The organism is Halogranum gelatinilyticum, from assembly GCF_900103715.1.
Classification (GTDB): Archaea; Halobacteriota; Halobacteria; order Halobacteriales; family Haloferacaceae; genus Halogranum; species Halogranum gelatinilyticum.
In genome coordinates this window covers 1-14,045 of sequence record NZ_FNHL01000006.1, presented here as the reverse complement: position 1 = coordinate 14,045, position 14,045 = coordinate 1, and the positions used below count along the sequence as shown (strand labels likewise).

Annotated in this window: 13 protein-coding genes; 4 read left to right on the top strand and 9 right to left on the bottom strand. The window is 63.3% G+C overall.

The window, feature by feature from the left end:
- The first annotated feature begins 153 nt into the window (after positions 1 to 153).
- A complete protein-coding gene (locus tag BLR57_RS16715) occupies positions 154 to 987 on the top strand; it encodes an aldo/keto reductase (RefSeq protein ID WP_089699484.1) in 834 nt (277 codons plus the stop codon).
- Between the two features lie 32 nt (positions 988 to 1,019).
- Here the strand turns inward: BLR57_RS16715 and BLR57_RS16710 are convergent, their stop codons facing one another.
- Positions 1,020 to 2,000, bottom strand: a complete 981-nt coding sequence (locus BLR57_RS16710) for an alpha/beta hydrolase (protein WP_089699482.1) — start codon at positions 1,998 to 2,000, stop codon at positions 1,020 to 1,022.
- 261 nt (positions 2,001 to 2,261) lie between these two features.
- On the opposite strand from BLR57_RS16710, the gene BLR57_RS16705 reads away from it, so the two are divergent.
- Positions 2,262 to 4,337 (top strand): beta-glucosidase, encoded by a 2,076-nt coding sequence (locus tag BLR57_RS16705; protein ID WP_089699481.1) that lies wholly within the window; start codon positions 2,262 to 2,264, stop codon positions 4,335 to 4,337.
- A 649-nt stretch (positions 4,338 to 4,986) separates the two neighbouring features.
- On the opposite strand, the gene BLR57_RS16700 is transcribed toward BLR57_RS16705, so the two are convergent.
- Genes BLR57_RS16700 through tnpA form a run of 3 tightly spaced genes read right to left on the bottom strand, consistent with a single transcriptional unit; the run spans position 4,987 to position 6,909 of the window.
- Positions 4,987 to 5,220: a DUF7542 family protein gene (locus tag BLR57_RS16700; protein ID WP_089699479.1), complete on the bottom strand. Its 234-nt coding sequence runs from the start codon at positions 5,218 to 5,220 to the stop codon at positions 4,987 to 4,989.
- Positions 5,221 to 5,261: 41 nt separating this feature from the next.
- The gene (locus tag BLR57_RS16695; RefSeq protein WP_089699478.1) at positions 5,262 to 6,503 is read right to left on the bottom strand and encodes an RNA-guided endonuclease InsQ/TnpB family protein; all 1,242 of its coding nucleotides are present in this window, start codon (positions 6,501 to 6,503) and stop codon (positions 5,262 to 5,264) included.
- Between the two features lies 1 nt (position 6,504).
- Positions 6,505 to 6,909: an IS200/IS605-like element ISHmu6 family transposase gene (tnpA, locus tag BLR57_RS16690; RefSeq protein WP_006652001.1), complete on the bottom strand. Its 405-nt coding sequence runs from the start codon at positions 6,907 to 6,909 to the stop codon at positions 6,505 to 6,507.
- 487 nt (positions 6,910 to 7,396) lie between these two features.
- On the opposite strand from tnpA, the gene trxA reads away from it, so the two are divergent.
- Positions 7,397 to 7,816 carry a thioredoxin gene (trxA, locus tag BLR57_RS16685; RefSeq protein WP_089699476.1) on the top strand — a complete coding sequence of 140 codons (420 nt, stop codon included), beginning with the start codon at positions 7,397 to 7,399 and terminating at the stop codon, positions 7,814 to 7,816.
- An 83-nt stretch (positions 7,817 to 7,899) separates the two neighbouring features.
- Here the strand turns inward: trxA and BLR57_RS16680 are convergent, their stop codons facing one another.
- The 5 genes from BLR57_RS16680 to BLR57_RS16660 all read right to left on the bottom strand — a co-directional run bounded on the left by BLR57_RS16680 (position 7,900) and on the right by BLR57_RS16660 (position 13,052).
- Positions 7,900 to 8,109, bottom strand: a complete 210-nt coding sequence (locus tag BLR57_RS16680) for a YgaP family membrane protein (RefSeq protein WP_089699474.1) — start codon at positions 8,107 to 8,109, stop codon at positions 7,900 to 7,902.
- Between the two features lie 213 nt (positions 8,110 to 8,322).
- Positions 8,323 to 8,814: a pyridoxamine 5'-phosphate oxidase family protein gene (locus BLR57_RS16675; RefSeq protein WP_089699472.1), complete on the bottom strand. Its 492-nt coding sequence runs from the start codon at positions 8,812 to 8,814 to the stop codon at positions 8,323 to 8,325.
- Positions 8,815 to 8,893: 79 nt separating this feature from the next.
- On the bottom strand, positions 8,894 to 9,688 hold the full coding sequence (locus tag BLR57_RS16670) for a universal stress protein (RefSeq protein ID WP_089699470.1): 795 nt from the start codon (positions 9,686 to 9,688) through the stop codon (positions 8,894 to 8,896).
- 2 nt (positions 9,689 to 9,690) lie between these two features.
- Positions 9,691 to 11,121 carry an APC family permease gene (locus BLR57_RS16665; protein ID WP_089699468.1) on the bottom strand — a complete coding sequence of 477 codons (1,431 nt, stop codon included), beginning with the start codon at positions 11,119 to 11,121 and terminating at the stop codon, positions 9,691 to 9,693.
- A 164-nt stretch (positions 11,122 to 11,285) separates the two neighbouring features.
- On the bottom strand, positions 11,286 to 13,052 hold the full coding sequence (locus BLR57_RS16660) for a PAS domain S-box protein (protein WP_089699467.1): 1,767 nt from the start codon (positions 13,050 to 13,052) through the stop codon (positions 11,286 to 11,288).
- A 106-nt stretch (positions 13,053 to 13,158) separates the two neighbouring features.
- Here BLR57_RS16660 and BLR57_RS19530 point away from each other — a divergent pair, with 106 nt between their 5' ends.
- Entirely contained in the window at positions 13,159 to 13,317 is a 159-nt protein-coding gene (locus BLR57_RS19530) for a hypothetical protein (RefSeq protein WP_170830685.1), read from the top strand.
- The last annotated feature ends 728 nt before the right edge of the window (positions 13,318 to 14,045 follow it).

Here is a 14,045-nt window from a genome sequence, read left to right as displayed (position 1 = left end):
CGCGTCGGCTGAGTCCCGCAATCCTTGTTGGTTCCGTCCATTTCTGAGAAGTTCAGCGACCGTCTGGGTCGGTCGTTCGGACGCGCGAATCTCGGCCGTCTCCGTTGTATCCCACCGGCAGATTGATGGCTGCGAGGTGACTGTCTCGATTCGATGTCACGCGAAGACCTCCCACGGCTCGGACTCGGCACGTACTCCGACGACAACCGCGAACAGTGGCGCGACAACGTTCGGACTGCCCTCGACGTCGGCTTCCGGCACGTCGACACGGCACACGTGTACGAAAACGAGCAGTACGTCGGTGCGGGAATCCGCGAGAGCGACGTGGCCCGCGACGACATCTGGCTCTCGACGAAGACCGTCCACCACGACGTCCCGTCCTCGGTCGAGCAGGTCCCGGCAGCCATCGACGGCTGTCTCGACCGGCTCGGCGTCGACTTCGTCGATCTGTTGTACGTCCACTGGCCCTCGGGAATCTACGACCACGAGACCGTCCTCCCCGCATACGACGACGCCTACGAGGCTGGCAAGACCCGCAACGTGGGACTCTCGAACTTCACTCCCGACCTGCTCGACGAGGCGATGGCCGTCCTCGACGCCCCGCTGTACGCCCACCAAGCAGAGATGCATCCGCTACTGCCGCAGCGGGAACTCGTCGCCCACGCCCAGCAACACGACTACACCTTCGTCGCGTACTCGCCGCTGGCACAGGGCGAAGTGTTCGACGTCCCCGAAATCCGTGACGTCGCGGAGAAGCACGACGCCACACCCCCACAGGTGAGCCTGGCGTGGATTCTCTCACACGACAACGTCGCTGCGATTCCGAAGGCCAGCAGCCGCGAACACATGGTCCAGAACCTCGCCGCGTTGGACCTCGACCTCGACGAGGAAGACATCGCGCTGATCGACTCGATCGACCGCCAACACCGCGTGATCGACGCCGGCCACGGGCCGTGGAACTGGGAAGACGACGTGACGCAGGGATAACACGCCGTCACGTCGGGTCGCGCGGAGTCCGTTTACTCGATCGTGCGTTCGAGGAACCGCTGGATGGCCTCGGGACCGGCGGGTGGGAGGTCCGCCACGAGCGGGTCCGGCGACCCACCGGTCTCGACGTGCGTCGCCTCGTAGACCGACTGTGGGTGCGTTGGGTCCGCCGCGAGCAACTCCATCCCGACGCGTTCGGACTCGATGTCCTCGACGCTCTCGACCCAGACGTGGTTCAGGTCGTGAAGCTCGTATCGGATCGCGTCCACAGCCACCTCGTCGAGAGCGTCGAAGAACCGGCGGCTGTGCTCGACGTCCACCACCTCGTCCTCGCGGCCGTGCATCAACAGCGTCGGTGGACTGTCCGGGGTGACGTGCGTGACGGGACTCGCCTGTTCGTATCTGTCGGGGTACTCGGACTGGGAGCCGCCCATCAGGAGCGGGATGATGCCCTCGACGTCGTCCGTGAGGGTGAAGTCGGCGACGCCGTACCAGCTGACGACCGCTTGGACGGCACCCGATTCGTCGGAGGCGACGGTCTGCTCCACCTTGTCGGCGAAGGCGTCTCCGAGGTCGGTCACGTCGTCGACGACGCCCGCGAGGAGGGCGAGATGGCCGCCCGCGGACGCTCCCCACACGGCGACGGCGGCGGCGTCGTAGCCGTAGTCGTCGGCGTGGGCACGGAGCCACCGGATCGCGGCTTTCACGTCGACGAAGTGGTCGGGGAACTGTCCCCTCGGCGTGGGGTTTTCGGGGTCGTACATCTCCTTGACGTCCGACCCGTCGGGAGCCTCTTGAAGACGGTAGCTGACGCTGGCGATGGCGACTCCCCACTCGGCGGCGTATTGTTCGGGCTCCGGGATGTTCGCTCGCGTCTCTGCGATCCAGCCGCCACCGTGGACGTAGACGACGAGCGGCGGGTTCTCACGCTCCGGCAGATAGAGATCGAGTTTCATCTCGCCCGCTGGACGGTCGGCGTAGGTGACTCCCTCATGGACAGTGACGTGCTCCATCTATCACGAACGGGTGAGACGCGACTACAAAAAGATACGCGACTCTGTGGCCGTGGACGGTGCTCGTCGGCAGAGTCAGAGACCAGAGACTAGGGGCCAGAGACGTGGAATATCCGGCAATGCCGGTCGGGGTTGTTGGGAGAGTGATAGCCGCGTAGGATGGCCCCGACACGGCTGCCAGTCTCTGGGTCGTCCGAAGAGTAGTCCGTCTGTATCGGTAGTAGAAACACAAAAGCGTGTTCCGTAAGAGGCTATACACGAATGTCACCCGACATCCCGTCGTTAGTCGACGAACTCACGCTCTCAGAGAAGATACAGCTCCTTCACGGCTCCGTCGACCCGGACGGGAAAGCCACAGGCTATCTTCCCGGAGTCGACCGCCTCGACGTCCCTCCGCTACGTATGGTCGATGGACCGCTCGGTGTGCGGGCGATGGGCGAGCGGGCGACGGCGTTTCCCGCATCGGTCGCGCTCGCCGCGTCGTGGCGACCGTCGCTCGCGCGGCAGTTCGGGACGGCACTCGCCAGGGAGACGGCCGCCCACGGACAGGACGTCATCCTCGCACCCGGCGTCAACATCCACCGAGCACCACTGGGCGGTCGGAACTTCGAGTACTACAGCGAAGACCCGCATCTCGCTGCGCGGATTACTGTCGGAACGATCGAGGGCATCGAATCCGAGGACATCGCCGCGATGGTCAAACATTACGTGGCGAACAACCAGGAGACGAACCGCTACGAGGTCAGTGCCGAAGTCAGCGAACGCGCGCTCCGAGAGATCTACCTGCCACCGTTCCGGGCGGCCGTCCAGGAGGCGGACGTGACGTCGGTGATGACCGCGTACAACCGGGTCAACGGAACTCACATGAGTGACCACGAATATCTGCTCTCCGATGTGCTGAAAGACGAGTGGGGCTTCGAGGGGTTCGTCGTCTCGGACTGGTGGGGCACGCGCAGTACGGTCGAGGCCGCACGCGCGGGTCTCGATATCGAGATGCCCGGTGTCGAACCCGAAGCGTTCGCCCCGGACGACGTCGACATGGACGTCGAGGATCTCCCGGACGCGTTCCCCCCGATCCCCGACGTCGCAGCACTGTTCGGCGAGCCGCTCCGGGAGGCTGTCGAGTCCGGCGACGTCGACGAAGCGGTCATCGACGAAAAAGTCGAGCGGCTTCTCCGTGGAATGGTGTCGATCGGCTGTTTCGAAGAGCGGCCCGAGGGCGCGCTCGACACACCCGGACACCGAACGCTCGCGCGCGATATCGCCACCGAGGGTGCGGTCCTGCTCCAGAACGACGGGACGTTACCGCTGGAGGACGTGGAATCGATCGCCGTGCTCGGGCCGAACGCGGACACCCCGAAGCTCGGAGGTGGCGGCTCCTCGGAGGTCTCCGCGTTCGTCGAGACGTCGCCGGTCGAGAGACTCGACGCTCGGGATGTCGACGTCATTTTCGAACGGGGGGTTCCGCCGATCACCGAGTCGACGTTCTTCGACGAGGCCGACGAGGTCGACGCCGGCGAGACGAGTATCGACGCCGCGGTCGACGCTGCTGCCGACGCCGACTGTGCTGTCGTCGTCGCACAGGACGACGCCACGGAGTTCGTCGACAGAGACGGACTCGGACTCCCCGGCCAGCAGGACGAACTCATCACTGCCGTGGCCGCAGCGGCGGAGCGGACGGTCGTCGTCCTTCGGACGAGCGGCCCGGTGACGATGCCGTGGCTCGAGTCGGTCGACGCCGTCCTCGAAACGTGGTATCCGGGACAGGCGGACGGTGACGCACTGGCCGATCTGGTGTTCGGAGACGCCGAGCCGGGTGGCCGGCTCCCGATGACGTTCGGCCGCTCGACCGACGACTATCCGACTGACAGCGAGGCGACGTTCCCCGGTGTCGACGACGAGGTACGGTACGACGAAGGGGTCTTCGTCGGCTACCGCTACTTCCACAAACACGACGTCGAGCCGCTGTTCCCATTCGGTCACGGACTCTCGTACACGAGCTTCGAGTACGGCGAGCCGTCGCTCTCCGACAACGGAGACGAGATCACCGTAGCACTGCCCGTGCGGAATACGGGGACTCGCCAGGGGAAAGACGTCGTGCAAGTGTACGTCAACAAGGCCACCGAATCGGCTCCGACGCCCGTGCGCGAGCTGGTCGCGTTCGAGGCAGTATCGGTCGCTGCAGGCGAACAGGAGACGGTGACGGTGACCCTTGATCGGTCGGACTTCGCGTTCTACGACGACCAGGACGGGTGGACAGTCCCCCAGGGCGAAAACACCGTCTTCGTCGGTCGTTCCGCTCGTGAGATGCATGGGAAAGTCGAGATAACCCTCTAAAGGGAAGAAATGGAACTTGTTGGATATCGTTTTTTACAGAGATAGTCTGTAGGAGGGAATGGGCAGTAATCGAAACAGGCGTTATATTTCCTATCAGCCGACGGGTCGCCGTATCACCTCGGTGAAAATTGAGATCGAACCAAGCATATCTTTCGTCTGTAATTGCACCGTCAAACTCGTGATTTTCTGATTCACACCGTAATGATACTCGGTTCAGTACGACTTCCGCACTGATAAGTAGACAAAAGTTCTGGAATCTGTTCGGACCGTTGACGACAGCACAATATCCAATTATCTTCGCACTGAGTGCGGTTGGCGAACCGCGCCGTCACCGAGACGGAGTGTGAGCGGAATGCGATTTGGGAGATAAGAGAGTGTCCAGAGCCTTCCGAACCGGCGTTCGACCGGCGAGCGACCGATGCGGTCGCTGGAGAACGTAGTAGTGGGAAAACACTGCAAGCCACTGGCAGACACGCAGCCGATTACCCACCGACAAACTGTGGAAGCGACCGGCCCAGTTCGAACGTGTGGGACCCACGTTTCGACTGGGTGTCGCTCCGTGTAGTCGGCCCGGTCGGCAGAGTACCGTCACAGGTTCCAGTCGCGACAGCGGAGGTCTCGAAGTCACGGTCGGTGCCAGCGGGAAGGGTTACTCGTCCCAGTCGTGCACCAGCGGCGATTCGGGGTTACAGTCGTCGAGACCGCAGACACCGGCATCGGAACCGGCGCGTTCGACACCCGTCGACAGTCGGCCGATCTGCCAGTCGACCCGGTGGCCCGTTGCCTGCTCGTGCTCGTCGAGTGCGGTCCGCGCGACCCGCAGAGAGTCGTACACCTCGGTGTACGGACAGTCCGCACACGCCACGGTGACACTGGTAGCCATTACCGGAAGCTACAGTCCGGACGCACGTGAACTACCCGATCCTACTCGCTCACGGCTGACGCCGTTCGCTCCTTGAGGGTAGGGCTTCCTGCTTCCACGACGCGCTTTGCAGATACGGGTGCATCCACAGGGAGCGCAGTCTCCACAGGCGTTGATTCGGAGTATCCCACTCCTACTTCTTGCAGACCGCGAGAAAGAATATTCCACGCCGCATTTGCGTCCCTGTCCGCCTCAAACCCGCAGGCGGGACAGGAGTGTTCACGGACCCACAACGGCTTGTCGGTCGAAACGCCGCATGACGCGCATTCCTTGGTCGTCCCTCTCGGGTTGACCGCGACGAAGTGCGTTCCTTCACGCTCGCACTTGTATTCGAGCAACGAGAGGAACGTTCGCCACGCGGCAGACGCCGTGTTGCGGCTGTTCGACGGACTTTCCATCATCCCCTTCACGTTCAGGTCTTCGACCGCCACGAGGTCGTACTCCCGGGCGTAGTAGTTCGAGAGTTTGTGCAAGAAGTCACGGCGCTTGCGTCGGAGGTCGGCGTGACACTCTGCGACTCGACGCCGTTGCTTCTCGTAGTTGTTCGACCCGTGCTGTTTGCGCGAGAGCTTCCGTTGCTCGCGCTCCAAGCGGTCGCGTTCGTCTGAGAGGTCGAGCGACCCGACCGCCGTGCCGTCGGTGTCGTGGGCATACTTGAGAATCCCAACGTCGATACCGACGCACTTCTCGGGGTTTGCAGGCGGTTCGGGTGGTTCAGGGTCCATTTGGACGCCGAACGTGGCGAACCACTCACCCGTCGGTTCCTTCTTAACCGTGACCTGTTTGAGCTTCGCGTCGTCGGGGATGGAGCGGTGGAGCCGGATCGGTATGTCCGCAAGTTTCGAGAGCGACAAGACAGTCTGACCGCCCTTCTTGTCGAGCTTGAAGCCAGATTGACTGTACGTGAAACTGCGGAACTCCCGTGGCGGCTTCCACTTGAGTTGACCGACGGCGTAGCCGTTCTCCTTGAGCTTGGAGAGCCCTTTGAGGTTGTCGAACAGGCGTTCCACGACGGTTTGGAGAACCTTCGAGTACACGTCCGAGAGGCCATCCCACCACTTCTTGAGGTCGGGCAGTTCCGACCGCAGGGTGGTCATGGACGGCAGTTCATCGTGTTCGTCTTGGTACTCGTTGAGGCGGTAGCGCGTGTGGTTGTACAGTTGCCTACAAATGTCACGGTGGCGGTCCAACTCCTCGCGATGGGCGTCGGACGGCTTGAGACGGTACTTGTAGGCGTAGTACATTCTACTCGCGTTGGTTCTCGACGTACTGTTTCAGCACATCCAGCGACACCTGCCCCGTTGAGATTAGGCAGTACGAGTCGTTCCAGAACGAGTCGCCCCACAGTTCGGTTTTCAGTTCGTCCGCGTACTCGTTGCGGATACGGCGGGCGGTTGCGCCCTTGACCGTGTTGATGAACTTCACGAGGTCCGTGGTTGGTTTCGCTCGGAACAGGATGTGTACGTGGTCGTCCTCGCCGTCGAGGTTCGTCAGTTCGACACCGTAGTTGTCCGTGAACCCGCTGATGACCTCGTGAATGAATTGGGTTCGCTCCTCGGTTAGCACTCCGCGCCGATACTTCGTGGTGAGTATCAGGTGGTAGTGCAGGGAATACGTCGAGTGAGCTCCCGAGTCGAGGTCGTACTCCATTAGGTTCGGCCAATATAATGCTACTCTACTGCAAAAACATTGCGACTGCGTGGGTCTGTAGTCCTGCCACCGAATTGTGTATGAGAACTGTGCGGCGCTGTATCCCCTCCCTGCTCGCGCCTTCCCTTCGGTCGGTGCTCGTTGAGGAAGGGGGCTTAGCACCTACTTTCAGCTAAAGTCGGCTATCCGCTCCGAGTCCGTGCAGAGTTCCAGGGGAGTCACCGACACCGAGCGAACGGGTTCCGTATTTTCTCACAAGACTACCCCACAGGACCCCAACTACCGAGCGATGACCTCGGACAGAGCGTTTCCGTTCACCGCCACTGGGGGTCGTGCGTGGAGTCTGTCCTCGGGGCGGACAATGACCGGAGGCCGGCACCGATGACACCGCTGGAAGTGCGTGCGGACATCGAACGACGGGTACGGTAGACAATATTGTTTTTATTGTGCAAAACTGTTAATGCTGTGCGAACCGTAGCGGTGTCCGATGAGTGAACGAGACCAGATCAGACAGCGGAAGATGGACGAGCTTCGTGCTCAGTTAGATGCCACAGGAGCGGACGGAGAAGGCGAAGCACGTAGCGCGGGGCACAGTGAACCGGTCCACGTTGAGAGTATCGAGCAGTTCGAGGAGCTCGTCGCGGGCGGTGAGACCGTCCTCGTCGACTTCTACGCCGACTGGTGTGGCCCGTGTAAGATGCTCGAACCCATCGTCGCCGACGTCGCCGCCGAGACGGACGCCGTCGTGGCGAAGGTCGACGTCGACGCACACCAGCAGCTGGCCCAGCAATACAACGTCCGAGGTGTGCCCACGATGTATCTGTTCGCCGGTGGCGAGCCAGTCGAGCAGATGGTCGGCGTTCGACAGAAGGAGCAGTTGGTTTCGCTGATCGGTCAGTACGCCTAACGGCGCGACGCGGGTCTTTTTGCGGGAGCGATGGCGTGAGTGAGAGAGTGAGAGAAGGAGATGATCCGGACGCGGACCGTATCTCAGCGCGTGCTGATACCGAGTGCCGAGTAGAGCGCGCACTTGCTGGTGAACGCGGTTCCGAGCAGGAGGACGGCGACGACACCGAGCAGGAGCGATGCGACGCTCGGGAGTGACACGGCACCAGCGAGCACTGCGAGCGACGCGATACCGGCACCCGCGCCAACGAGGATTCGAACTGTCTTGTCCGTGGAGCCGACGTTTGCTTCCATGACTGTCTGGAAGGGCCGCAAGCATATAATAGTGTGTAAAAGAGGGACAACCGCGAACAATACCAGCCACGAACCGAAGCGACGCAGCGGTCTGCAGCGGTTGACAACGGTCGGCAACAGCTCGAGGTGACGCGTCGGTCGGCAAGGGTCGATGACGGTCAGCAGCTGTCACGAACCCGTGACGTGGCCGACAAACTATGTGGATCGTGTCGTTCACTTGCCGCCGTCGTCAGTTGCTCCTTTCTCGAACGCGGGCGGCAGTCCCGCGGACTTGAGACCGGTCTGGTCTGCGATCTCGAACCCGTAGAGTCGGACGTTGTCGTCGGTGATAGCCTGCCGGAACACGTCGGGTCGCCACGCCTCCTCGACGGCAGCCTGCAGCTCGTCCCACTCGCTTTCGGGAACAGGGTCGACCGTCCCGGTGAGGAGGACGCTCCGCCAGTTGAACATCGTCTCGGCACTGTAGACCAGGAAGCGAGCGACGTCCGCCCGGTCGCTCAGGTCGGCCTTCCGGCTGCCCTCGCCGAGGATGTAGAGCAAGTAGAGCGTCGACCCCCCGTCGAACCAAAACGACATGGGCCGGAGGCTCGGTGCCCCCTCCGTCGGTAGCCCCAGCACGCCGACGCTGTGACTCGACAGGAATCCCTGCATCTCCTCGGCTGTCATCCGTACCACGTCGTACTCTGTGAGTTCGTCGACAGTCATACACGAATATTCGACGACGAGTCGAATAACCGGTTCGCCAGTTCCCACAGCGAGAGAATCGAGTGGCAGAAGCGGCGTCTCAGGCGTCGTCTCCGTCCGGTGTGTCACTTGCTGCCGTGACGTCGCTCTCAGCGTCGAGTGCAGGCAGCCGCCGGACGACGAGAATCGGTGCGAGCGAGTGGCCCGCAACACGCTCGGAGGGTTCGCCGAAGATGAGCTCGCGGACCGACGGACGGCTCTCGCCGAGGACGACGAGATCGGTGCCCGCGGCCGCGTCGACGATGGCTTGGACGGGTGCGTCGCTGACGGTCACGTCGCGTGTGATCGCTCCGGGCGGGACACCCCGCTCGACGAGGAGGTCGGTCGCGGTGTCGAGCAGTTGTTCGCCGCGCTCGCGGTCCTCCTCGGTCGCTGCCGCGTGAAACAGCGTGACGCTGCGGTCGGAGTATCCGGCCAACAGCGCGACGAGACGGGTGATTCGCTCGGTGTTGATACCCTCGCTGAGTGCGACGAGGATGCGGTCGACGCTCGGTGCGGGGTTGAGCAGGAGCACGGCGTCGGCGGCCTCGTCGGCGGCGACGCGCTCGAACGTCTGTGTCGGGTCGTGAGTGAACACGAGTCGGGTCTCGACGCTGCCACCGGCGTCGGTAAACGCCTGCGCCAACTGGTCGAGTTCCGCCCGTGCCTGCTCGCCGAAGGCGGTCCGCGCCTGCTCGGGAGCCGTCTGTTCGGGAATCGGATGATAGCCGAGGAGGACGACCGGCGTCGAGACGAGGACGTCGATGAGTGCCGCCGGTATCTGTTGGCCTTCGAGAATCCGGACCGGGACGAGGACCGTCATGTCGGCTGCGCGGTCAGATGGGGCGTCGGTCATCCTCACAGCACCCCTTTCAGCTCGACAGACGGTGCGTAGAGCCGGTACCACACCGCGGCCCCGAGCAGTATCGCGAGGCTGACCGCCTGCGACAGTGGCTGCATGAACACGAGCAGGCCGAAGCTCGCGAGTGCCCCGACCACCGGCAGTGTGGGATAGCCTGGAATACGGAAGTCGGGATCGTACCACTCGGGGTCTCGCCGTCGGAGGACGACGAGCGTGACACACATCAGTCCGTACATCAGGAGATGGAGGAACGAAGCGACCTCGGCGAGGACCTCGACGCGTCCGAGGACGACCAGAAACACCACGGGACCGCCAGCGAGCGCGAGTGCGACGTGCGGTGTGCTGTACTTCCTGTTGAGTGTCCCTGCACGCGCGGGGACGACCGCGTCACGGCTGAGTGCGTACAGTGCACGCGACGAGCTCAGTATCGAGGCGTTCGCACTCGAGACGGTCGCCAGGAGACCGGCGAAGAGGATGATGACAGCACCGGTCTCACCGGCGAAGCTTCGTGCGACCTCGACGAGTGCGGTCTCGCCGAACGTCGCGAGCCGACCGCTGCCGAACGCGCTGGTGGCGACGAGGACGGTCGTAACGTTGAGGACAGCCACCACGAGGACCGAGCCGACCATGGCGAGCGGGAGATTACGCCCCGGCTTCTTGATGTCGCCAGCGACGGTCGCGACCTGCGCGAAGCCGAGATACGCCGTGAACACGAACGCGGCCGTCGTCAGAACCGGGACGAACCCGAACGGAGCGAACGTTTCGGGGACAGTCTGCCGACCGAAGAGGCCGAGGGCGTCGAGACCGCCGTACGCGAGAAAGACCGTGAGAATCCCGAGCAAGAGCGTGACGATGGTATTCTGGAGTTTCGTCGTGTTCTCGGTGCCGACGATACTCGCAGCCGTCAACGCGATGCCGACGAGGACCGCCAGCGACGTGGCGACCGCTGCCGACCCGAGTTCGACGCCGACCTCGGCGAGGACGGCGGCGGCGTACTGCCCGAAGCCGACGAGGTAGAACGCGGAGGCAAAGATCAGCCCGAGCCAGAGGCTCAGTCCGACGACCGCGCCGTATGGGTTGCCCATCCCGCGGGAGATGAAGTAGTAGCCGCCGCCGCTCTGTGGCATCGCCGTCGCGAGCTCCGAGGTCGGGAGCGCGACCAACAGGGCCACGACGGCCCCGAGTGCGAACGAGAGGGCGGCGGCCGGTCCGGCACGCCCGGCGGCGAGACCCGGAAAGACGAAGATACCCGCACCGACCATCGTCCCGACCCCGATGGCGAGACCACCAGTGAGGTCAATCGTGCGTTCGAGTTCGACTGCCTCCTCGTAGATGGTCACCTCGTCTGTCGTCTCCACGGGGGCGTCCAGTAACTGCTCGCCGCCGCCGTCGCCGCGAGCGTTCGGCCGGTCTCCGGTACGACTCATACGTCCGTACTGTACGATAGCCAACAGTATAGCTACCGGTGCCCCAGAGCGTTTCACACACTCGGTTCAGTCCACACTCTCGTAACCACCCTACCACACTCAACTCTCGCCAACCACCGTGTTCTCACCCCCAGTTCACTCGACCCTCATCCATCACCGTGTTCTCATTCCTCACGCGGGAGTTCCAAGACGACGGTTGCGGGGTCGTCGAAGGAGAACGAGCCACCGAGAGAGGTGACGGTGTAGTACGCGACCCACAGCCCCAGCCCTCGGCTGTGGGTGAGCTGTGTGATGTCCGTGTAGCCGGTGATGACGTCGCGCTCGAGCTGTGGAATCCCCGGACCGTCGTCGGAGACGCGGAGCGTGACGGTGTCGTCGGCGACGTGTGTCGAGACGGTGACGGTAGGTTCAGCTCCGGCGTGTGTGACGGCGTTCTCGAGCAACTCGTCGAGGGCGGTCTCGAGGAGCGCGTCGCCCCGGACACGCACGTCCGGGACGTCGGCTGTCACACACGCATCGGGGTTCTTCCGTCGTGCGCGGTCGACAGCGGGTTCGACCAGTTGGGCGAGGTCAGCGGTTTCGAACGCTGTAGCGTCGGTCTGGTACGCTCGCTCGATGTGTTTGACCTGTTCGGGGAGTTCCGAGATTCGCTCTGCACCGGACAGTGCCCGCTCGGCGTACGTTTCGGTGTCGCCATCGACTGACGACTCCAAGAGACGGAGGTTGCCGACGACGATGTTGACGGCGTTTCGGAGGTTGTGCCGAAGCACCCGGTTGAGCATCTTGATGAACCGTTCGTCGGCCTTTCGGTCGGTGATGTCAGTGTAGACGCCGAAGGCACGCGCTCCCTCGGCGGTGCGTTTGTACGTGACTCCGCGGAACAGAAAGGTCCCGATGCCGTCGGCCGTCGACCGCTGGACCTCGATGGCGTCGGTGAGTTGCTCGTCCATGTCGGGACCGAACCCGGTCACCTCGTCGTCGACACCGTCGGGGACGATATGGTCGTCGACGACCTCGCCGCGAATCCGGTCGCCCTCGACGCCGAACGTCTCTTCGAAGGCGTGGTTGACTTCGCGAACGACCGGGCCCTCTTCAGTGAAGAGCGTATCGACGATGGCGTCGGGCGAACGGTCGAACAGGCTCTGAAAGCGGGCGCGCTCGGCCTCCAACGCAGTCAGATTCCGAACCACACCGACACTCTCCGCGTAGTCGCCGTCGTCGGGGAGCAACGAGATCTCGATCTCGACCGGAATCTCGCCTCCGTCGCGAGTGAGAAGTCTCGTTTCCAGCGTCCGGCTCGCGTCGGGATGGTCGTTTTCGAGGGCTTCCAAGAGCTGTTGACCCGTTTCGACGGCATCGTCCGGCAGGAAGTCGGTGACAGGACGGCCGATGACCTCGTCCGACGAGTAGCCCACTTCGTCGGTCAGCGAGTCCGTCGTCATGCGAATCCGCCCGTGTTTGTCCAGCACGTAGATTCGTTCTTTGACGTTCTCGTGGATCGCGCGGTAGGTCTCCAGTTGCTCGATCCGCGCCGCCCGGTCGAACGCAGCCGTGGCACTGGTCGCGAGCAACGAAATCAACAGCCGGTCGGTTTCGGTCAGTCGCTGGCGGTCGGCCGTTCCGACAGTCAACGTCCCGTGGTCACCGAGCGGGACGATTCGCGCCGCCGGGTCACCGTCCGGAAGCTGTGGCTCGTCACCCTCGTATTCGACCGGTTCACCCCGCTGAAACGCTTTGCCTGGCATCCCCTCGTCGCTGTCGTACACCGGTCGAGCCACCATCTTCTCGTGGACGGCGTCGCTCGCACCAGCCGGAATCAAGCGGTCACCATCCGGGTCGTAGCGACGCACGAGTCCGAACTCCAACCCGAGGACGTCCGCCGCGGCTTGGGCGACGATGGACGGGATATTCTGCGCGTTGCTCGGCATCATCAGCTCGCGTGTCGTCGACAACAGCTCCTTCAGAGCGTCCTCCCGGCGCGTTCGCTCACGAGCAGCCTGATTCTCGGGTGGACTGTCCGAACGAGGTGGATCTTCCGTGGACGACGTGGATGGCGTGGAGGAGGTGGGCCATGTGGATGACGTAGATGACGTGGATGATGTGGACGACGTGGGCGATGTAGATGGGGTGGCCGACGTGGATGACGTCGCCGACGTGACCGAACGGGGAGTGGCGTCCGTGTCGACAGAGTCGTGAGCGGTTGCCACCGCGTGGGTGACCGACTCGGTGGCGTCGTGAACACTCTCCACCGAACTGGCGACAGTGTCCTGGGTATTCTCCATCGGCGTGGTGACGGTAGAAGACGCGTTCGCGATGTCGACGATCCGCGACCAGACGGTCTCGTCAATGTCGGTGAAGGCCTCGTACGGTGCGTACTCGACGCCGAGTCGGGAGGCGAGCGCGCCAGCCCGTGGGTCCGCCTCACCGGTGAGAACGAGTGGCATCGCCGGGTCGAGTACTCTCAGCGCGGCCGCTGTCTGTTGCCAGTCCGCCCCGATACGACAGACGACACAGTCCGTCGCGGCGACGTCGACCGCGGTAGCGTCGGCCACCTCGACCACGGTAACCGCCTCCGAGTCGGGGCTGTTGTCGATGGCAGCAGGCACACCTTCGGCCACGAAAGAGACCGTCACTCTGACCATACGAACCCTTCGTCCGTCTCAAACGACCGAATCACGACCAAACAGTCGGTTTAGACCGACTTAACCGATGTGCTTAAACAATTTGGCTATCCGACCGACGCCTTCGTTGGGAATCCGGCGGACGAACCCCCAGCGGAAGAACCACGACTACGGCCACGACCACGCCACATTGACCTCCTCCCGCGCCTAAAGTCGCGGGAATCCCACCATGGGATTTCAGGCCGAGCGCGGCCCTAAGGTTTCAAGACGCATACGTTCCAAGCGTCTCTTGCGTGGTAGCAT

Coding starts and splice junctions, on each gene's coding strand:
- trxA (WP_089699476.1), top strand. CDS start 7,397: ATGAGTGAACGAGACCAGATCAGACAGCGGAAGATGGACGAGCTTCGT.
- BLR57_RS16675 (WP_089699472.1), bottom strand. CDS start 8,814: ATGACTGTCGACGAACTCACAGAGTACGACGTGGTACGGATGACAGCC.
- tnpA (WP_006652001.1), bottom strand. CDS start 6,909: ATGGAGTACGACCTCGACTCGGGAGCTCACTCGACGTATTCCCTGCAC.
- BLR57_RS16680 (WP_089699474.1), bottom strand. CDS start 8,109: ATGGAAGCAAACGTCGGCTCCACGGACAAGACAGTTCGAATCCTCGTT.
- BLR57_RS16670 (WP_089699470.1), bottom strand. CDS start 9,688: ATGACCGACGCCCCATCTGACCGCGCAGCCGACATGACGGTCCTCGTC.
- BLR57_RS16705 (WP_089699481.1), top strand. CDS start 2,262: ATGTCACCCGACATCCCGTCGTTAGTCGACGAACTCACGCTCTCAGAG.
- BLR57_RS16710 (WP_089699482.1), bottom strand. CDS start 2,000: ATGGAGCACGTCACTGTCCATGAGGGAGTCACCTACGCCGACCGTCCA.
- BLR57_RS16715 (WP_089699484.1), top strand. CDS start 154: ATGTCACGCGAAGACCTCCCACGGCTCGGACTCGGCACGTACTCCGAC.
- BLR57_RS16700 (WP_089699479.1), bottom strand. CDS start 5,220: ATGGCTACCAGTGTCACCGTGGCGTGTGCGGACTGTCCGTACACCGAG.
- BLR57_RS16660 (WP_089699467.1), bottom strand. CDS start 13,052: ATGATGCCGAGCAACGCGCAGAATATCCCGTCCATCGTCGCCCAAGCC.
- BLR57_RS16665 (WP_089699468.1), bottom strand. CDS start 11,121: ATGAGTCGTACCGGAGACCGGCCGAACGCTCGCGGCGACGGCGGCGGC.
- BLR57_RS16695 (WP_089699478.1), bottom strand. CDS start 6,503: ATGTACTACGCCTACAAGTACCGTCTCAAGCCGTCCGACGCCCATCGC.